The 19,607-nt window shown below is 30.7% G+C and carries 24 protein-coding genes and 3 tRNA genes; 16 read left to right on the top strand and 11 right to left on the bottom strand.

Annotation, left to right across the window (positions count from 1 at the left end):
- Positions 1-101 precede the first annotated feature (101 nt).
- Positions 102-2,318, top strand: coding sequence for a beta-helix domain-containing protein (locus tag AC2TEO_RS12300; RefSeq protein ID WP_442265111.1), 2,217 nt, complete (start codon positions 102-104; stop codon positions 2,316-2,318).
- Between the two features lie 77 nt (positions 2,319-2,395).
- On the opposite strand, the gene AC2TEO_RS12295 is transcribed toward AC2TEO_RS12300, so the two are convergent.
- Entirely contained in the window at positions 2,396-2,746 is a 351-nt protein-coding gene (locus AC2TEO_RS12295; protein ID WP_442265110.1) for a toxin-antitoxin system YwqK family antitoxin, read from the bottom strand.
- A 157-nt stretch (positions 2,747-2,903) separates the two neighbouring features.
- Here AC2TEO_RS12295 and AC2TEO_RS12290 point away from each other — a divergent pair, with 157 nt between their 5' ends.
- The 3 genes from AC2TEO_RS12290 to AC2TEO_RS12280 all read left to right on the top strand — a co-directional run bounded on the left by AC2TEO_RS12290 (position 2,904) and on the right by AC2TEO_RS12280 (position 4,843).
- Positions 2,904-3,104: a dodecin family protein gene (locus tag AC2TEO_RS12290; RefSeq protein WP_442265109.1), complete on the top strand. Its 201-nt coding sequence runs from the start codon at positions 2,904-2,906 to the stop codon at positions 3,102-3,104.
- A 244-nt stretch (positions 3,105-3,348) separates the two neighbouring features.
- On the top strand, positions 3,349-4,149 hold the full coding sequence (locus tag AC2TEO_RS12285) for a mechanosensitive ion channel family protein (protein ID WP_442265108.1): 801 nt from the start codon (positions 3,349-3,351) through the stop codon (positions 4,147-4,149).
- A 16-nt stretch (positions 4,150-4,165) separates the two neighbouring features.
- Positions 4,166-4,843, top strand: a complete 678-nt coding sequence (locus tag AC2TEO_RS12280; protein ID WP_442265107.1) for a hypothetical protein — start codon at positions 4,166-4,168, stop codon at positions 4,841-4,843.
- On the opposite strand, the gene tsaB is transcribed toward AC2TEO_RS12280, so the two are convergent.
- From tsaB to cyoE, 10 genes are all read right to left on the bottom strand, one after another.
- Positions 4,828-5,514: a tRNA (adenosine(37)-N6)-threonylcarbamoyltransferase complex dimerization subunit type 1 TsaB gene (gene tsaB, locus AC2TEO_RS12275; protein ID WP_442265106.1), complete on the bottom strand. Its 687-nt coding sequence runs from the start codon at positions 5,512-5,514 to the stop codon at positions 4,828-4,830. The two genes, AC2TEO_RS12280 and tsaB, sit on opposite strands and share 16 nt — an antisense overlap.
- A 92-nt stretch (positions 5,515-5,606) precedes the next feature.
- Positions 5,607-6,944 carry a TolC family protein gene (locus AC2TEO_RS12270; RefSeq protein WP_442265105.1) on the bottom strand — a complete coding sequence of 446 codons (1,338 nt, stop codon included), beginning with the start codon at positions 6,942-6,944 and terminating at the stop codon, positions 5,607-5,609.
- 70 nt (positions 6,945-7,014) lie between these two features.
- The gene (locus tag AC2TEO_RS12265; RefSeq protein WP_527252139.1) at positions 7,015-7,224 is read right to left on the bottom strand and encodes a CAMCR motif-containing small membrane protein; all 210 of its coding nucleotides are present in this window, start codon (positions 7,222-7,224) and stop codon (positions 7,015-7,017) included.
- Entirely contained in the window at positions 7,217-7,747 is a 531-nt protein-coding gene (locus AC2TEO_RS12260) for a DUF420 domain-containing protein (protein WP_442265103.1), read from the bottom strand. The genes AC2TEO_RS12265 and AC2TEO_RS12260 overlap by 8 nt, the downstream gene beginning before the upstream one ends.
- Positions 7,740-8,387: an SCO family protein gene (locus AC2TEO_RS12255; RefSeq protein WP_442265102.1), complete on the bottom strand. Its 648-nt coding sequence runs from the start codon at positions 8,385-8,387 to the stop codon at positions 7,740-7,742. Before AC2TEO_RS12255 ends, AC2TEO_RS12260 begins: the two co-directional genes overlap by 8 nt.
- The gene (locus AC2TEO_RS12250; RefSeq protein WP_442265101.1) at positions 8,374-9,054 is read right to left on the bottom strand and encodes a hypothetical protein; all 681 of its coding nucleotides are present in this window, start codon (positions 9,052-9,054) and stop codon (positions 8,374-8,376) included. Before AC2TEO_RS12250 ends, AC2TEO_RS12255 begins: the two co-directional genes overlap by 14 nt.
- A 56-nt stretch (positions 9,055-9,110) precedes the next feature.
- Positions 9,111-9,449 carry a cytochrome C oxidase subunit IV family protein gene (locus AC2TEO_RS12245; protein ID WP_442265100.1) on the bottom strand — a complete coding sequence of 113 codons (339 nt, stop codon included), beginning with the start codon at positions 9,447-9,449 and terminating at the stop codon, positions 9,111-9,113.
- 23 nt (positions 9,450-9,472) lie between these two features.
- The gene (locus AC2TEO_RS12240; protein ID WP_442265099.1) at positions 9,473-10,453 is read right to left on the bottom strand and encodes a cytochrome c oxidase subunit 3; all 981 of its coding nucleotides are present in this window, start codon (positions 10,451-10,453) and stop codon (positions 9,473-9,475) included.
- Between the two features lie 57 nt (positions 10,454-10,510).
- The gene (locus AC2TEO_RS12235; RefSeq protein WP_442265098.1) at positions 10,511-11,095 is read right to left on the bottom strand and encodes a cytochrome c oxidase subunit 3; all 585 of its coding nucleotides are present in this window, start codon (positions 11,093-11,095) and stop codon (positions 10,511-10,513) included.
- The gene (gene cyoE, locus AC2TEO_RS12230) at positions 11,095-11,961 is read right to left on the bottom strand and encodes a heme o synthase (RefSeq protein WP_442265097.1); all 867 of its coding nucleotides are present in this window, start codon (positions 11,959-11,961) and stop codon (positions 11,095-11,097) included. The genes AC2TEO_RS12235 and cyoE overlap by 1 nt, the downstream gene beginning before the upstream one ends.
- A gap of 257 nt (positions 11,962-12,218) precedes the next feature.
- Between cyoE and AC2TEO_RS12225 the strand changes: the two genes are divergently transcribed.
- The 12 genes from AC2TEO_RS12225 (at position 12,219) to arsM (ending at position 19,436) form a co-directional block, all read left to right on the top strand.
- Positions 12,219-12,304: transfer RNA gene (locus tag AC2TEO_RS12225), tRNA-Leu, on the top strand.
- 257 nt (positions 12,305-12,561) lie between these two features.
- Positions 12,562-12,633, top strand: a tRNA-Gly gene (locus AC2TEO_RS12220).
- 25 nt (positions 12,634-12,658) lie between these two features.
- Positions 12,659-12,744, top strand: a tRNA-Leu gene (locus AC2TEO_RS12215).
- Between the two features lie 486 nt (positions 12,745-13,230).
- Positions 13,231-13,398, top strand: a complete 168-nt coding sequence (locus AC2TEO_RS12210; RefSeq protein WP_442265096.1) for a hypothetical protein — start codon at positions 13,231-13,233, stop codon at positions 13,396-13,398.
- 530 nt (positions 13,399-13,928) lie between these two features.
- Positions 13,929-14,639, top strand: a complete 711-nt coding sequence (locus AC2TEO_RS12205) for a DUF547 domain-containing protein (RefSeq protein WP_442265095.1) — start codon at positions 13,929-13,931, stop codon at positions 14,637-14,639.
- A 35-nt stretch (positions 14,640-14,674) separates the two neighbouring features.
- Complete coding sequence (locus tag AC2TEO_RS12200) at positions 14,675-15,010, top strand: arsenosugar biosynthesis-associated peroxidase-like protein (protein WP_095074706.1); 336 nt, start codon at positions 14,675-14,677, stop codon at positions 15,008-15,010.
- Between the two features lie 75 nt (positions 15,011-15,085).
- The gene (gene arsS / locus AC2TEO_RS12195; RefSeq protein WP_442265094.1) at positions 15,086-16,138 is read left to right on the top strand and encodes an arsenosugar biosynthesis radical SAM (seleno)protein ArsS; all 1,053 of its coding nucleotides are present in this window, start codon (positions 15,086-15,088) and stop codon (positions 16,136-16,138) included.
- Between the two features lie 3 nt (positions 16,139-16,141).
- Entirely contained in the window at positions 16,142-16,645 is a 504-nt protein-coding gene (locus AC2TEO_RS12190; protein WP_442265093.1) for a rhodanese-like domain-containing protein, read from the top strand.
- The gene (locus AC2TEO_RS12185) at positions 16,638-17,240 is read left to right on the top strand and encodes a TIGR04282 family arsenosugar biosynthesis glycosyltransferase (protein WP_442265092.1); all 603 of its coding nucleotides are present in this window, start codon (positions 16,638-16,640) and stop codon (positions 17,238-17,240) included. Before AC2TEO_RS12190 ends, AC2TEO_RS12185 begins: the two co-directional genes overlap by 8 nt.
- Complete coding sequence (locus AC2TEO_RS12180) at positions 17,237-18,052, top strand: purine-nucleoside phosphorylase (RefSeq protein WP_442265091.1); 816 nt, start codon at positions 17,237-17,239, stop codon at positions 18,050-18,052. The genes AC2TEO_RS12185 and AC2TEO_RS12180 overlap by 4 nt, the downstream gene beginning before the upstream one ends.
- Complete coding sequence (locus tag AC2TEO_RS12175; protein ID WP_095074716.1) at positions 18,052-18,465, top strand: DoxX family membrane protein; 414 nt, start codon at positions 18,052-18,054, stop codon at positions 18,463-18,465. The genes AC2TEO_RS12180 and AC2TEO_RS12175 overlap by 1 nt, the downstream gene beginning before the upstream one ends.
- A gap of 2 nt (positions 18,466-18,467) precedes the next feature.
- Positions 18,468-19,436 (top strand): arsenosugar biosynthesis arsenite methyltransferase ArsM, encoded by a 969-nt coding sequence (gene arsM, locus AC2TEO_RS12170; protein ID WP_442265090.1) that lies wholly within the window; start codon positions 18,468-18,470, stop codon positions 19,434-19,436.
- Positions 19,437-19,607: the final 171 nt, after the last annotated feature.

Here is a 19,607-nt window from a genome sequence, read left to right as displayed (position 1 = left end):
CCAATAACCCAAGATTAATTTTTGTAAAACATTAAATTAATCTTGGGTTATTTCATTTGTAGCATTGGAAATTCTATATAAAATTATAAATTTAAAAAAAAATGAAAAGACAATTTTTTAGCCTAATGATGATGGTTGCTACTTTAGCTTTCGTTGTATCATGTGGAGACGATGATCCTGTTCAGACTGCTTCTTGTTCTGATGGAATTCAAAATGGTGACGAAACTGGAGTTGACTGTGGGGGTTCTTCATGTCAACCATGTACTAGTGCTAATTTATCTGGAGACGTAACTAGTGAAGTTACTTTAAATGCTAGTGTAACTTATAAGTTAACTGGTGCTTACGTTATCCAAAACGGAGGAGTTTTAAACATTCCTGCTGGAACAAAAATTGAGGCTACAGGAGGTACTTCTTCTTACATTGCTGTTGCTCAAGGAGGTAAAATATTTGTAAATGGTAATCAAGACAATCCAGTTGTTATGACTTCTGGTGCTGCTACACCTGCTCCAAAGGATTGGGGGGGATTAGTTGTTTGTGGTAAAGCTCCAACAAACGTAGGTTCTACCGCTACTTCTGAAGTTGCTGGTTTAACTTATGGTGGTACTGAAGCTAATGATAACTCTGGATCTATTCGTTACTTAAGAATCGAATATACTGGTGCTACTTTCAACTCTTCTAAAGAATTCAACGGACTTTCTTTATTCGGTGTTGGTAACGGAACTACTGTTGAATATGTACAATCTTACGAAGGTGGAGACGATGGTATCGAATTCTTCGGAGGTACTGTTAATGGTAAATATTTAGTTGCTACTAACTCAGGAGATGATTCAATTGATTTCGCTGACGGATGGGCTGGTACTGGTGAATACTGGTATATCTCAGGAAGTGCAAAAGCTGGTATCGAAGGTTCTAATAATGGAGATAACGGTAATGCTACTCCTGTAACTAACGCTACTTTAAAAAATATTTCAGTTGTAGGTCCTGTTACTGAAGGTGCTTTATTCTATAAAGAAGGTGGAGGAAACTTTAACATTGATAACTTCTATATATCTGGAGTTGATTTAGGTGTTAAGGTAAAAGATACAGACGCTGAGGCTGGTGTTAGAATTGAAAATGGAGATTTAGTTATGACTAATGTTCAGTTTGCTTCTAATGCAACAGGATTTGAAATGACTGACTATGCTGGTGCAAACCAATCATTCATTTCTCAAGGTGTAACTTCAGGTGCTGGTAATGGTGCTGCTGCTCCAGACTGGACTGCTGGTTGGACAAGAGGTTTAAGTAACAGTGGTGTTACTTCAGAAAATTTAGCTGGTGAAGTAACTGGAGAAGTTACTTTAAATGCTGATGTTGAATACTTATTAACTAGCTCTTTTGTAGTAAAAGATGGTGGTAAATTAACTATTCCTGCTGGTACTACTATTAAGGCAACAGGAGGTACTTCTTCTTACATTGCTGTAGCTCAAGGTGGTCAAATCTTTGTTGAAGGTACTGCTTCTGACCCAGTAGTAATGACTTCTGGTTCTTCTAACCCTGCTCCAAAAGACTGGGGAGGACTAGTAGTATGTGGTAAAGCTCCAACAAACGTAGGTTCTGTAGCCACTTCTGAAGTTGCTGGTTTAACTTACGGTGGAAGTACTACTAATGATAATTCAGGTTCTATTCGTTACTTAAGAATTGAGTATACTGGTGCAACTTTCAACTCTTCAAAAGAGTTTAACGGACTTTCTTTATTCGGTGTTGGTAACGGAACTACTGTTGAGTATGTACAATCTTTCGAAGGTGGTGATGATGGTATCGAATTCTTCGGAGGTACTGTAAACGGAAGCTACTTAGTTTGTACAAATTCTGGTGATGATTCATTAGATGTTGCTGATGGGTACAATGGAACAATTGAAAACGTATATATTTCAGGAAGTGCTAAAGCTGGTGTTGAAGCATCTAACAACGGAGATAACGGTGATGCTGCTCCTGTAACTAACTTAACACTAAGAAACATTACTGTTGTAGGTTCTGTAACTGAAGGTGCTTTATTCTACAAAGAAGGTGGTGGTAACTTTACTATCGATAACTTCTACATTTCTGCAGTTGATTTAGGGGTTAAAGTTAAGTCTACTGATGCAGAAGCTGGTGTTAGAATTGAAAACGGAGATTTGGTTATGACGAATGTTCAGTTTGCTAATAACGCTACTGGTTTCCAAGTTACTGATTATACTGGTGCTGCTGGTTCATCTTTCTTAACTGAAGGAACTGCAACTGGTGCTGGTAACGGTGCTGCTGCTCCAACTTGGACTGCTGGTTGGACTAGAGGTTTATAATATTTTTTTATATATAAGTAAAAAAGCGAGATCATTAATGATCTCGCTTTTTTACTTATATATCTATGTAGTAGTTTTTACTTTACAGCTATTTTAGTACTTTCTTTCCAAGACTGTATACTAGCTATTGAATTATTTTCATAGTTTATTTCTTTTAATTCATCTTTATCCCAAATAAACCACTTACCTACTTTTTTACCTTTTTCGTAAAAAGCCATAACTTTTTTATCTCCTTTTGCATCATAAATCACCCATTTACCGTGTAATAATTTATCCTTATAAAAACCTTGCTCTTTAACATTACCATTATTATGAAAGTGAGTTACTTTAATTAAATCACCTTCTTTCTCGTATAAAGGTTTTATTTCATTTTGCGCAAACGCACTTCCCATAACTATGAAGCAAACTAAAACTACAAATTTTTTCATATCTAAAACATTTATTCATTAACATTTATATTACAAATATAACGATTAATTTACCATTAAGCAAACTTTTGTTTACTTTAATTTAACATTGGAGTGTTTTTTGATTCTGATTATCAAAAAGTTTATATTTGTGTTAGTAATTAATTAAAATTGTATTATGGCAGTAATGAAAGTAATCGAGATTCTAGCTAACTCTGAAAAAAGCTGGGAAGATGCTACAAAAAAAGCAATCAATCAAGCATCAAAATCTGTAAAAAACATCAAATCAGCTTTTGTTCAATCGCAGAGTGTTGTTGTTAAAGATGATGAAGTATCTGAATTTAGAGTAAACTTAAAAGTAACCTTTGAGGTTAAATAAATAAAAACAAAGCTACTACTTTTATAAAACGCGGTATTTGATACCGCGTTTTTCATTTGTTTAATTAGTAATTATGTTAATTAAAACCCAAAAACATTTAAAATTTTATTAATCAGGTAGGAGTTATTTATTTTTAACTGTTATACTACATGTATGCCATAAAAAAAAAGGCGAACATATTAGATATTGATGTAGATAACCAAGCTATTGAATTGAATAGCTCTTACTAACAATCAATCAAAACATGGAAAAAAACATAGAAAAATTCAAAGATGTATTAATTGAATATGCTCCAAAAGTAGCAGCAGCCTTATTGTTATTAATTATTGGATTATGGGTTATAGGTATTATAACTAAAACAGTTAAGAAATTAATGGAAAAAAGAGATATAGATACATCTCTCCGTGGTTTTTTAGGAAGTTTAGTTAACTGGACTTTAAAAATCTTTTTACTAGTAACAGTTGCCGGTCAACTTGGAGTAGAAACTACTTCTTTTGCTGCTATTATTGCTGCAGCTGGTTTAGCAATCGGTATGGCATTACAAGGTTCACTATCAAACTTTGCTGGAGGTGCTCTTATTATGATTTTTAGGCCATTTAAAGTTGGGGATTACATCGAAGCTCAAGGAGAACAAGGAGTTGTAAAAGACATACAGATTTTTACAACAAAATTAAATACAGTAGATAACAAAGAAGTAATTATCCCTAATGGAATATTATCTAATGGAAATATTATCAATTATTCATCAGAAGAAAAAAGACGTGTTGATTTAACATTTGGTGTTTCTTACGATGCAGATATAAAACAAACAAGAAAAGTACTTTTATCTGTTATAGAAAACACACCTTTTACATTAAAAAATCCTGAACCAGTGGTATTAGTAGGAGAATTAGCTGATAGTTCTGTAAATTTTATCACAAGAACTTGGGTTAAATCTTCTGACTATTGGGATGCATATTTTCATATAATAGAAAACACAAAGATTGAATTAGATAAGGCGGGGATTGAAATACCTTATCCACATTCGGTTGAAATTCAAAAATAGAGTAAATACAAAAATCATGACAAAAAACATTCTTAAGGTTTTAGTTTTTTTAATCACTACTACTACTTTCGCACAAAGTATAGGTTCTTCGGGGAGTTCAAGAGGTAGATTCTTTAGTGATTTAATTAGTAAAGAAGGGAAAAATGTAGATTATACAGGAGTAGAAGGGTCTCCTTATATCGTTAAAGATTTTTTCCAAGGTAAAATTAATGAATATCCAAATGAAGTACTTTTTAGATACAATGCTTATAGAGACGTTGTTGAAATTAAGTCGAACTCAAAAACATACGAGTTACCAAGAAAAGAAGGAAACAGAGTATATAATAGTAGTTTAAAAATTGCTTACAGCGTTCATAAAGATCCTGTAACAGAAACTATCGGATACTATAAGGAAGAATTACCTTTAAAAAACTTCACCTTATTATCTAAACAAAAAGTAAAATTCCTTAAGGAAAAGCAAGCTGTATCTAGTTACGAAAATTCTAAACCTGCAAGGTTTAAAAGAATAAAAGATGTTTACTATTTAGACTTTGGAAAAGGTGAATTAAAAAAACTTCCAAAGAAAAAGAAAGCTTTTTTTAAGATAATGGGTGATAAAAAAGATCAGGTTAAAGAATTTGCCAAAAAAAACAAATTAAAACATAAAAGAAAAAAAGACTTATTTAGAATTTTAAGGTACTATAATTCTTTATAACTATTCTTTTGTGGAGTAACCATAAAATCTTTTAAATAAAAAGGCTCAAAATAAGCGACATCTTCGATGTCGTTTTTTTTGTACTTTATATAACTTAATTCTGCCATTTGGATTGAAGAAGGATGTTTACCTTCTACAAACACAAAATTAGAATGATTAAAGACCTCTTTACATTTTTCACTTCCATCACCAAGTAAGTAAACTTTCTTATCAGCATATTCTTTAAATGAATCTTCATCTATAATTTCAGCTTTTACTTCTCTAACTTGCTCTTTAGAATTAGTAAAAACTGCTGAATACACCTCCATACGTCTAGCATCTAACATTGGAATGATATAAGCATCTTCTTTTACATCTATAGAAAGTGCTAAAGCATTTAATGTTCCTATACTTATTAATGGTTTATTTAAAGCAAAACAAAGCCCTTTTGCTGCTGAAACCCCGATTCGTAAACCAGTGTAAGAACCAGGACCTTTACTTACAGCTATAGCAGCTAAATCATTTATAGAAACCCCTGAACTTTTCACAACATCTAAAATAAAAGGGTGCAATTTTTCTGCATGAGAATAACCAACATCATTTAACTCTTTAGATATTATAACTTCACCTTTATTAGAAATACAAACGGAACAGTTTTTAGTAGATGTTTCTATATTTAAAATTAAAGCCATTAATATAATTTTTATGCAAATATATTATATATATAAAAAAACCTCACAAATTAATTTGCAAGGCTTAAAATAAGTATAGTTAGTCGTTTATTTTAATCTAAAATATTTTCTCCGTAATAAAACTTTAAAACTTTTGTTTTAAAAATATAATCAAATTTAGCTCTAATTAAAGCAGATTCGGCATTTACTAAACGATTACGGACTTGATCATAATCGAATCTTGTCATAGCTCCGTATTCATAGCTTGCTTGAGCATTTTTAAAAGCTTCATTTTGTGATTCTAAAGAGATACTTGCAGCTTCAAAAGTTTTTGCAGCAGCTTTAGCATCTAAAAATGCTTGCTCTATAGTTTGCTTTAAACTTAATTTTTCAATTTCTAAATTGTTTTCAGAAATTAATTTTTGAATTTTAGATCTTTCAACATTAGCATCATTTCTAAAACCATTAAAAACAGGAATATTAATACTAAAACCTAAACCATAACCAAGGTTGTTATCTAGCTGAGTAAATAATCCTGTATTAGAAAAACCAGGAGGTAAATCTAAATTAAAACCATAATTAGATCCAATATTAGCTGATGTAGAAATAGAAGGTAAATAACCTGATTTTGCAATCTCTATTCCAAATTCAGAGTTTTCTATACTCAACTTAGCTCTTTCAATTTCAGGTCTGCTCTTTAAAGCTTTTTGATATACTTCATTAGAACTACTATATAGTAATGCCGCAGAAGGAGAACCTATTTCAATAGTTGCAACTTCAAATCCTTCGTAGCTAACTTGTAATAGTTGAGATAAATTTAGCAGAGCTATATTTAAACTATTTTCTTGTGTTACTACATTTTGTGCATCATTAGCTGCTGTAGATTGAATATTCAACAAATCTCCTTTAGGAATAGAACCTGAATCAAACTGAGCTTGAGCTCCTTCTATTTGTTTTTTACTTATATCTGCTTGAAATCTGGCTACTTCTAAATTTTCTTTAGCAAACAACACATTTAAATATGTATTCACAACTCTTAATGCAATATCATTTTCAATAACTTCCAAGTCTAATTTGCTTCTTTCTACACCTAATTTAGCTTGTTTATATGTATTTAAATTTCTAAAACCATTAAATACTGTGTAGCTTACCCCTAAACTTAAAGAACCTCCAAATGTAGTTGTAGATACCCTGTCGTTAGATACAGGATCGAAAGTAGAACCAAAATTTAAGCTTCCACCTGTTGAAGCATTAACAGAAGGCAAGAAATTAGCTTTATTACTTTTTACATCTTTTTCTGCAACTTGAACATTAAGTTCATTTATTTTAACCTGTATATTATTCTTTAAAGCATGATCTACACACTCTTTTAATGTCCATTTTTTTTGACTATAGGAAAGTATAGAAACTAATAAAAAAGGAAATAACAGTAGTAATTTTTTGTTCTTCACAATCTTTGTTTATTTAGTAAGTATCGATATGACGACAAAGTAAACAATATGTTACAAAAAAAGAACGAAATTAATTACTAGTTTTTTTTCTATGTCTGTATAAGAAGAATAAAAGTAATCCAATTAATAAATATGGAAATACCATCAAATAGGTAATTCCATTGTTAACTCCCTCGGCAACAGACTCATCACCTCCTTCAATAACGGCTTTACACATTGCACATTGTGCGTTTGCTAGCGAAGAAATCAATAATAAAAAAAATAAAATTCTTTTAAGCATAATAGGGTGAAATCATGATATAAATAATTACTCCAGTAACTGCAACATATAACCATAATGGATAAGCAATTTTTGCTAGTTTTTTATGTTGTGGAAATTGTCCCAGTTTTGCTCTCATAAATGTAAATAACACAAAAGGGATAATTATAATAGATAATAATATATGAGTAATTAATATAAAGTAATAAACGTATTTAACGAAACCTTCTCCTCCAAAAGGTGTAGATTCAGAGGTCATATGATAAGCAACATACATTACCAAAAACAATGCTGAACAAACTATTGCTAAAGTATTTAACAATTCGTGTCTTTTTCTATTTCCTTTCTTTATTGCAATAACTGAAAAGACTAATAAAACAGCTGTAATTCCATTCATTGTTGCATAAATTGGAGGCAAAAAACTTAATGGTTCTACATTAGATAATTTTATTCTAAAAAGTGCTGCTACGGCTATCGGTATTACAATAGAAACTATCGTAATAAAATTCTTATACTTCTTTTCTTGAACAGTTAAATTACTCATTTAATAATAATTTTATGTCTTGTTTTAACTCTGTAATTTGATCTGGAAATGTTTCTTCTTCTAATGCTCTGTAATACATTATTGGATTTCCATGTTCGTCGTACCTTGAACGTATAAATCCATTTTTATCAACTAAAGCAAACAAACCTGAATGATAAAAACCTCCATGTTCTTCTCCACCTACTCCAACAGGTAATTTAAATCCAGTTTCTGATAAATTAAACACATCATCTACAGGCTTACCTGTTAACATATGCCAATTAACATGTGATATCTTATAGTTATCTGCATACTCTTTTAAAACTTCAGGAGTATCTTTATCTGGTGTAATTGAAAATGATGCAATTCCAAAATTAGGATTCCCTAAGAACTCATTCTGTATTGTAACCATCTTCCTGTTCATAATTGGGCATATTGTTGGACAAGTAGTAAAGAAAAACTCAACGACATAAACCTTTCCATCATAGTCTTTATTGGTTATTGTTTTTCCTTTTTGATTTACAAATTCAAAACTTGGTACTTTATTGAATTTGTGTAAATCAGGTTTTTGAAAATGCTTTACAATTTTAGGGATTGAGTAGATTCCAAATAGTAAGATTATAAATGAAATCCCTATATAAGAATAATTACTTTTCTTCATTTGATATACTTTTTATTCTTCTATCTTCACTTCTATTATTCTTCTTTAATGCCAAACTATATTCTGCTAGAACAACTTTAACATCATCGAACATATCATTTTTTAATTCAGCTACAGATTGCATATTATAACCATAAAGTTTCTTTTCTTTAAGTTTCTTTATAGTAGATTCTCCTCTGCGCAAAGCTACTTCTTTGTCTATTATGAAAGCCTTTTTAGAATGAATATTAGCATCTAGTTTTTCATTGGTCTGAAAACTTTCATAGAGTGCATCTATCTCAACTTTAGAAGCGTATAAAAACTTCCATTTAACCATGTTTGTATACTTACCTAATTTCTTTGCCAGTTCTTCTGTTTGACTTTTATAGGCTTCATCTACAAATGAAATTAATTGAAAATCTGTGTATCCGTAAAATTTCTTATAAATCTTTTCATTCAAATTGAAAATTTCACCTCTACTATTTGTAGTATCCTTACCAATAAAATTAACGACAGTGACTTTTCCTTTGAATTTAAATTTTCTATCAATATTACTTACATCTATAACATCCTTTGTAACCACAGGTAATTTACCGAAATTATAAGTTCCCATTTGAAGATATATATAGAATAATAAAGGAACTATGAATAGGATGAAAAGAACTAAATGTTTTTTACTAATCTTCATGAAAATGTATAGTTTAAAGCAAAAAAAAGGTGGTTAAAACCACCAATTTTATATTATTACCATTTAATTAATGGTGCTAATGTATCATATAAATAATCGCCTTCTAATAGTACTATAAATAATAAGTAACAAATTAAGAAAACTCCTGTCCATACTATAGATCTTCTAAACCATTTTTTCTCTCCTTCTAAGTGCATGAACGCCCAAGCGATATAATAAGCTTTAGCTAAAGTAAGGATAATGAATATCCAGTTTAACCAACTTGTTCCTGGACCATGTAAGTGTAATGCATCTGGCTTAACAATACCTAAACCTACTTCTACTGCTGTAATTATAGATAATATAGCTAGAACTATCCAGATTCTTTTATTTGACTCGTGTGAATGACCTGCCATTTTAAAATACTTTTAAATATTAATTATACTAAGTAGAAGAATGTAAATACGAATACCCAAACTAAATCTACAAAGTGCCAATATAATCCAACTTTTTCTACCATTTCGTAGTGTCCTCTTTTTTCGTATGTTCCTAAAACAACATTGAAGAAGATAATGATATTAATTACAATTCCTGAGAATACGTGGAAACCGTGGAAACCTGTAATAAAGAAAAAGAAATCTGCAAAGATTGGATTACCGTATTCGTTATCACGTAAATTCGCACCTTCAACAACTAATTTTACTTTAGCCATTTGTTTAAGACTTTCTTCTCTAGATAAGATGATTTTCTTCTTAGTTGCTAAATCAATTTTTTCACTTCTAACTTGTAAAGAAGGATCGTTTTTAAACGCTTCTTGTACCTGAGCAACTGAATATTGAGAAATTGTAGCTTCGTTAGTAAACCATAATCCGTTCTTTCTTGAGTGCTGAACTCTTCCGTCAGTTCTATCTCCCTGAACAAAATCAGCTAAAGCGATCTGCTCTCCATCTTTAACGAATTGTAATATATGATTATCTGTAGTTTTAACAGCTCCATAAGAACCTTTAATGAATGTTTTCCATTCCCAAGCCTGAGAACCAACGAATATTAATCCGAAAACAATAGTAACAAACATATAAAGTGCTACTTTCTTTTGTTGCATTTTATGCCCTGCATCTACAGCTAAAACCATAGTTACAGAAGACACAATAAGAATAAATGTCATGAATGCAACATAATACATTGGGTAGTTACCATGGAAAAAAGGAACGTGAGTAAATACTTCATCGGCAATCGGCCATGAATCTATAAACTTAAAACGTGTTAAACCATAAGCAGCTAAGAACCCAGAAAAGGTTAAAGCATCAGACAAGATGAAGAACCACATCATCATTTTACCATAACTAGCGCCAAATGGTTTCACTCCACCTCCGCTCCAGGTCTCTTTATTATCAGAATTTACAGCGATATTAGCTTCCATAAATATCTTTATCAGTTAAATTTTGTTAAATCGTCCGCCAAAATTACACATTTTTAATCATCTAATGAAATAGAAAAAGAAAAATAGATAAATCCATAAAACATCTACAAAATGCCAAAAGATTGCACCTAGTTCAAAACCAAGCATATCGGCAGAAGAGTACTTCTTTTTAAAATGATTATAAATAACAACAATTAACACAATCACACCTCCTAACAAGTGTAAAACATGCATAAAAGTAATAATTAGTAGTAATGAAACAGAAACTGTACTTCCTGGACCTGTAAAATATAACCCAGAACTACGTAATTGCTCAAACCCTACATATTGGAACCAAACAAATGCTAAACCTAAAATAAAAGTTAGGGTTAGTAAAACAAAAGATAGTTGTAGTTTATCTTGTTTTAGTAATCTATGAGATAAAAACAAGGTTATACTACTTAAAACTATTAAAACTGTACTCACATAAAAAGCCTGAGGTAAATCGAAAGTTACCCAATCATCTCTTTTCATACTTATAATGTAAGCACTTGTTAAACCAGCAAAGAACATTACCATACTTATAAGTGAAACCCATAACATTGGTTTTGCTGATTTTCTTTTCGCTACTCTTAACTCACTATCAACTTGAGCTCTATCCATTAGTGTAAAAATTTATCTATAACATATATTATTGGCAACACTGTGATATAAAACACACTAGCCAACATTAACTTTCTCGCATCTATATTCGACTCTGATTTATACAATTTTATTGCATAAAATAGCATTAACAGCCCTAAACTTGCTACAATGACTGCTGTTATGGGATATATATATAGACTCCCAGTACTCTTTAAAACTGGTGCAATAGAAATTAAAATCATTACAGCAGTATAAAATATCATTTGAACAACAGCTCCTTTGTCTTTCTTATCCATTGGAAGCATATGTAAACCAGCTTTGTTGTATTCTTCATATTGCAACCATCCGATAGCCCAAAAGTGTGGAAATTGCCAAAAAAACTGAATCATAAATAAAAATCCAGCTTCAACACCAAATTTACCTGTTGCTGCAACCCAACCTAACATAAAAGGAATTGCTCCAGGAATTGCTCCAACAAACACAGCTAAAGGAGTCACAGCTTTTAAAGGTGTGTATGCACTTGTATAAAGAAAAATAGATATTGCTCCAAACAAAGCACATTTCGGATTGATAGCATATAATATTGCAATACCAGATATAGTGAATAATGAAGCTATGATTAATGCCACAGTAGGACTCATTCTTCCAGCAGGAAGTGGTCTGTTTTTAGTGCGTTGCATTAATTTGTCTATATCTTTTTCAATTACTTGATTAAAAGCATTAGATGCACCAACCATTAAGTAGCCACCAATAGCTAACATTAATATAGTTGTATAATCTATAGTTTCTGCTCCTAATAAATATCCAGCAATTGATGTAAATACAACACTTACCGAAAGTCCTACTTTAGTAAGCTGCTTAAAATCTAAAAAAACTGTTTTCAATATCGACTTATCTTCAACCAAAACTAAACCCACCTTGCTAATTCCAAAATTTTTGCAAAGATATTCTATAATAGTGTAACCACCATGTTTTTTGAGTTTTATTAATGAGTGAAAATATTTTTATTGAAAAAACATCTTTTTTATTTGCAGAATAAAAAAACCATTGTATATTTGCACCCGCAATAACAATTGCACAAGTTCTTAAAATTACAAATCAGAAATTATTTATTAAATCTGATTTCTATATAAAATACCATGCAGAAGTGGTGGAATTGGTAGACACGTTGGACTTAAAATCCAATGGGCCGTAATGCCCGTGCGGGTTCAAGTCCCGCCTTCTGTACTAAACCGTTGTTAACCCTACGTTTTCAACGGTTTTTTTATGCGCTTAATTTTTCTCGCTACACGATTTAACCCTCTATTCATTTTAACAAAAATATTTTTTTATTTACACAACTGTTTTTAAACCACTTAAACATTAAAAAAACATTTTACTTATAAAAAGCTGTTTTAAATACTTGTTTTTTATTTGTAGAATAAAAAAACCGTTGTATATTTGCATCCGCAATAACAATTGCACAAGTTCATAAAAAAGCTTACGCGAAAGTAGCTCAGGGGTAGAGCATCACCTTGCCAAGGTGAGGGTCGCGGGTTCAAATCCCGTCTTTCGCTCGAACTCTTAATATAAACACACCATGCAGAAGTGGTGGAATTGGTAGACACGTTGGACTTAAAATCCAATGGGCCGTAATGCCCGTGCGGGTTCAAGTCCCGCCTTCTGTACTAAACCGTTATTAATCTTATGATTTTTAACGGTTTTTTTTATTTTAAAAACTAAAACCTCCTTTCTATTTGTTATAACTACGAAGATAAATAGTCTTAAAGCAAGTTTTAACAGCGATATAGCATTGTTTTAAAAACATCTTGACAACGAAATTTGTAAGAAAACAAAATGCAAAATTTCGAATTTATTTTAACCTTAAACGCTTTAAGCTACAGTTAAGAAAACTTATTCAAAGGGATATTTTTCTCTTATAATGCTTCAATCATGAGTTTACTCAAAAGATTGAAAAGGATTCATGGAATATAATAGAATCATCTATAAAAGCTTTTCAACAAGATATAACTTTTAAAGATTGTCATCCTATAATTCGAAAAAACTTAACTTCTTACTTTGTGAAAAATATAGTTAAATGCTGGGCTGAAGATATAAATTCGGTGATTGATAAACTAAACGAAAAAAATTCTGAAAGGCTTTTAAAAAATAAATTGAATCATAATCAAATTGATGTATTTAGTCATTCAAGAGCAGCAGCAGGAGAAGCATTATTAACCAATAATGAAATAAGAACAGGATACAATCTTGATGGTTTTCAATGGGGACAAGTTGCAGGCACTATCTTTCGAAAACCATTTCTTTTTATTTCATCAGACTAGCCTGAAATACATCTAACCTTTAACAAACACATATTTATAAATAAAAGCAATTCATATTTTATGATGCTAAAATTCTACAATCTCGACATAGTAACTTTATGGACATTCCTTATAAAATTCCTATAAAAGCAATTAATGAACCAGTTAAAATCTAAGTGTTCTAAACTAAAATTTAAAATATTTCAAAACGGAATCATAAAGTAAACAGAGCTAAAAAACCTCTTTTTAAAATTTTTTTCGAAACAGAAAAAAATTTAACATAAAAAAAACACTTCTTAACCATTGATTTACAACACAATAAAAAAAACACAAAAAAAAACCATGTTTTTCCTGTTTTTATACCTTTTAATTGCTTTATATTTGTAGTGTCCTCAGAGACGTTTGAGGACACTTTTTCTTTTTCATAGCAATTTTCCCACTCAATCTTTGAGTGGGTTTTTTTATTTAATTTGGTTACTCTTTAATATTCCTAAATATTCTTTGTAAAGTTTTTTTAAAACTAACGTCTACATTTATAAATAACAATTATCATGAAAAAAATCGTTTTTATTTTATCAATATTTTTATCAATAAATGTAATAGCTCAATCTTCAAAGTTCAACACATTATTAAATAAACATGTAGATACTAAAGGAAACGTGAATTATAAAGCATTTAAAAAAGATGAAGCTGTTTTAGATTCTTATTTAGCGTATTTAAACCAAACAATACCTAGTCTTTCTTGGTCTAAAGACAAGCAGAAAGCTTTTTGGATTAATGCTTACAATGCATATACGATAAAATTAATTTTAGAGAACTATCCATTGAAGAGTATCACTAAAATTAAAAAGAAAGGTAAAAACGCTTGGAAAATTCCATTTGCAAAAGTTGGCGGTAAAACATATACTTTAGATCATATTGAACATAATATCTTAAGAAAAAAATTATTTGATCCAAGAATTCATGTTGGTGTAAATTGCGCTTCTGGTTCTTGTCCTAAATTACACAACAAAGCTTTCACAGCTAAAAATATTGATAGTGAATTAGAAAGCTTAATGAAGCAATTCATAAATGATTCAAAAAGAAACAAATTAAATAAAAAGAAAACAATACACATCTCAGAAATCTTCAACTGGTTTAAAGGAGATTTCACGAAAGAGGGTTCTGTTATAGATTATATTAATAAGTATGCTGATGAAAAAGTAGCTAGCGAAGCTAAAATCCATCACTTACCTTACGACTGGAATCTAAACGGAAAATAGTATCTTTAGTTTTCTAAATACATAAGAAATTATCAATGTCTAAAACATATTACGATCCTTCAGACTTAAGAAAGTTTGGAAAAATTACAGAATGGAGCGAAGAACTTGGAAACAAGTTCTTCGACTATTATGGAAAAGTTTTTGAAGAAGGAGCACTTACTGCTCGTGAAAAAAGCTTAATTGCTTTAGCTGTAGCACACACAGAGCAATGTCCTTATTGTATTGATGCTTATACAAAAGACGGATTACAACGAGGTATTACTAAAGAAGAAATGATGGAAGCAATTCATGTTGGAGCTGCTATAAAAAGTGGAGCAACTTTAGTACATGGTGTGCAAATGATGAATAAAGTGAATAAACTTGAAATGTAATCATGCTATGAATTATTCTAAATTATGAATTGAACTTGATTTCGTTTATAATTTTTAATTCACAATTAAAACTCGATGAAAAAATCACTCTTAGCTAGAAACAATGATTTGGCAAATACTACTCATCAATTAGAAATATTATCTAACGGAATATTTCAAAATGGTGAATTACCAACATTTGCAGATAAGATAAAAGAGACTAATCAGTTTCCTTTGCGTCCAAAAAAGCTAGAAATTTTACAAATAAACTTAGGTTACATGTGTAATCAAGTATGTGCGCACTGTCATGTTGATGCGGGTCCAGACAGAAAAGAAATTATGACCACTGAAACTATGCAACAATGCTTAGATGTTATTAAAAAAACTGGGGCACATACATTAGATTTAACTGGTGGAGCGCCAGAAATGAATCCAAATTTCAGATGGTTTGTTGAAGAAGCTTCTAAAGCAGGAATCAAAGATTTTATCGTTCGTTCTAACTTAACTATTATTAGAGCCAACAAAAAGTACTACGATTTACCAGAGTTCTTCAAAAAACATAATGTTCATGTTGTTTCTTCTATGCCACACTGGACAAGAGGAAAAACAGACAAACAAAGAGGTGATGGTGTTTTTGATAAGTCTATCAAAGCACTTCAAATGCTAAATGAGGTTGGATACGGAAAAGAAGGATCTGGACTTCAATTGGATTTGGTTTACAATCCTTCAGGAGCATTTTTACCAGGAGATCAAGCAGCTTTAGAAAGTGATTTCAAAAAAGCATTGCATGAAGATTTTGGTATTATTTTCAATAGCTTATTTGCAATTACAAATTTACCTATCAGTAGATTTTTAGATTATTTAATCGCTTCTGAAAATTATGAAGATTATATGTACGCTTTAGTTGAAGCTTATAATCCAATGGCTGTAGAAAATGTAATGTGTACAAATACTTTATCTGTAAGTTGGGATGGTTGGTTATATGATTGTGATTTCAATCAAATGCTAAATCTAAAAGTAGCAAGTAAAGTAAAACACATTTCTGAATATAACGAAGAATTACTTCAAAACAGAAATATCATTATCAATCAGCATTGTTACGGATGTACTGCTGGAGCAGGAAGTAGTTGTCAAGGAACTGTTGCATAAATCATGAAGACTAAAATTGTATTTTTTCTATCGTTTTTTATTTTCTCATTTACTTTCTCACAAAGTAGTTTAAAACGACTATTGAAAAAATACAATACTGAGTCTGTTCCGTATATTACTGTTGAAGAGTTATCAAAACAAAAAAGTAACTATATTCTATTAGATGCTCGAGAAGCTAAAGAATATAATGTTAGCAGTATTAAAAATGGAATCTTTGTTGGTTACCAAAACTTCGATTTAAAAAGAACTACAGATGTAATTTTAGCAAATAAAAAAGATGCTAAAATAGTAGTATATTGCTCTCTCGGAGTACGTTCTGAAGACATCGCAGAACAGCTACAAAAAAAAGGATTTACCAATGTATTTAATTTATACGGAGGTATTTTTGAATGGAAAAACAAAGGTTTTACTGTGATTAACACAAATAATAAACCTACAGAAAAAGTACATGCTTTTGATAAAGAATGGGGAAAGTGGTTAAAAAAGGGCATAAAAGTATATGAGTAAAAATTTGCTGATGATTTTTACGCGAAATCCAGAATTGGGTAAAGTAAAAACAAGGCTTGCAAAATCTCTAGGAGATCAAAAAGCATTAGATATATATAAATTCTTACTGAATAAAACCAAAGAAGTTACGCAGCATTTATCTTGTGATAAAGCTGTTTTTTATTCTGTAAAAATTAGAAACAACGATATTTGGGATACAACGTATACAAAACACCAACAATCTGGAGAAGATTTAGGTATGCGTATGCAAAATTCATTTACAGAAGCTTTTGAAAATGGTTATGAAAAGGTTGCTATTATCGGTAGTGATTTATTCGATTTAACTCCAGATCATATTAATGAAGCTTTTGAAAAACTAGATCATAATGACATTATTATTGGTCCAGCAGAAGATGGTGGTTATTATTTATTAGCCAGCAAAAAAGTGTATCCTGAAATATTCCAAAACAAAGCTTGGGGAACCTCAACTGTTAGAAAAGAAACACTACAAGACTTACAAAAAGAAAGTGTACATTTATTACCCATGTTAAATGATGTTGATGTTATTGAAGACATTCAACAACACCCTGCATTTCAACAATTTTTAAACTTATGAAAAAACAACAGCTACAAGAAACTATAAACTACCTTAAAGAAAATGATATTACAAATCCTAAAATCGGAATTGTATTAGGTACAGGTTTAGGAAAATTAGTAGATGAAATAACAATAGAAACAGAAATTCCTTATAGTGATATTCCAAATTTTCCAGAAGCTACAGTAGAATTTCATTCAGGGAAACTAATTTACGGAGAATTAGCTGGTAAAAAAGTGGTTGTAATGTCTGGACGTTTTCATTTATATGAAGGCTATACACCATGGGAAGTTACATACGGAATTCGAACTATGCACGGATTAGGAATTGAAAACTTATTAATTTCTAATGCTGCCGGAGCTATTAATTTATCGTACAACAAAGGTGAGTTAATGCTTATTGAAGATCATATTAATTTACAAGGACAATCTCCTTTAGCTTTTGGTGAAGCCAAAGAATTCGGAAACATTTTTGCAGACATGTTAGAGCCTTATTCAAAAAAATTAAATGATTTACTGAAAGGTATTGCTCAAAAACACGACATAACGCTACACGAAGGAGTTTATGCTAGTGTATTGGGTCCGCAATTAGAAACGCGTGCAGAATATAGAATGCTTCAAATACTTGAAACAGATGCTGTAGGTATGAGTACTGTTCCTGAAGTAATTGTAGCTAAACAATTAAATATTCCATGTTGTGCTATTTCGGTTTTAACTGATGAGTGCGACCCTAAAAATTTACAACCAGTAGATATTGCTGATATTATCGCAACTGCTGGAAAAGCAGAACCTAATTTGGTCGCTATATTTAAAGATTTAATTAAAGAACTATAATGCTTAACAAACAAATAGCTGTTTTAACAATTAGACTAATTCTTGGATTTATTTTCTTTTTCCAAGGATTTGGAAAAGTATTCAAATTTGGATTGGATAATGTTTACAAAAACTTCTTCCAATCCAGTTATGGTGAATTACTTCCTGACTTCTTATTGTTATTTTCTGCTTACTTTACTTCTTTAGCAGAATTTATTGGTGGTTTTTTGTTAGTAATTGGTTTAAAAAGAGATTATGCCTTATATACTTTAGCCTTAGTTTTAGTAATTGTAACTTTTGGGCATGGTTTAAAGGATCCTATTTGGGATTTATCTCATGTAATGTATAGAACAATACTTTTGGTAAGTTTATTATTACTACCAAAAGAACTTGATAAATTTTCTGTAGACTTTTTAATTAAAAAAGACAAGTAAGAATGAGTTATTTAGAAACAACAAAAGATGTATATAAAGAAGCAGCATTAACTCCAGATGTAGGATTATGTTGTACTACTAACCCAATTTGGGAATTACCAGGATTAAAAATCCCTAAAATTATGCAAGAAATGAACTACGGTTGTGGTTCAACAGTGCATGCTAGAGACTTAACTAATAGTCCGAAAATATTATACGTTGGTGTTGGAGGTGGAATGGAATTATTACAATTCTCTTACTTCTCTCGTCAAAAAAATGGGGTTATTGGTTTAGATGTAGTCGATGAAATGTTAGAAGCTTCTCGAAAAAACTTTATTAAAGCAGAAGAACAAAACGATTGGTTTAAAAGCGAATTTGTTGATCTACGCAAAGGTGACGCAATGAATTTACCTGTAGAAGATAACTCTATCGATGTTGCTGCTCAAAATTGTTTATTCAACATTTTTAAAGCAGATGATTTAAAGAAAGCTATTGCTGAAATGTATCGTGTATTAAAACCTCACGGACGTTTAGTAATGAGTGATCCAACTTGTGAACAACCAATGAATGAGACGTTACGAAACGACGAACGTTTACGTGCTTTATGTTTAAGTGGAAGTTTACCGATTGCTGAATATGTAAAAATGTTAACTGACGCTGGTTTCGGTACTATTGAAATTAGAGCTAGAAAACCTTACAGAATTTTAGATCCAAAAAATTATCCTACAGATGAATTGATTTATATCGAATCTATAGAAGTAGCTGCAATAAAAGATCCTATGCCAGAAGATGGTCCATGTATTTTTACTGGAAAAGCTGCTATTTACTACGGTGAAGAAGAGTATTTCGATGATGGTAAAGGACACACTTTATTACAAAATCAACCTTTAGCGATTTGCGATAAAACAGCCACTGCTTTACAAGCTTTAGGAAGAGATGATATTTATTTTTCAGAATCTACTTTCCATTATGATGGAGGTGGATGCTGTTAATAATCAACACGTATTCTAATCAAAAAAACGACCTGATAGGTCGTTTTTTGTTTATATGATTTTAATAAATCTGCAATAAAAAAACCAAAAAGAAACAAACAAATTAAAAATCAACCAAATAAGATGTAGAGTCGGCATTATTTTTGATAAAAAATCATATATTTAATTCAT

The sequence above is a fragment of the Tenacibaculum aquaeponti genome, from assembly GCF_057221555.1.
Note: the sequence above shows the minus strand (reverse complement) of the source record. Positions and strands in the feature narration are given on the sequence as shown.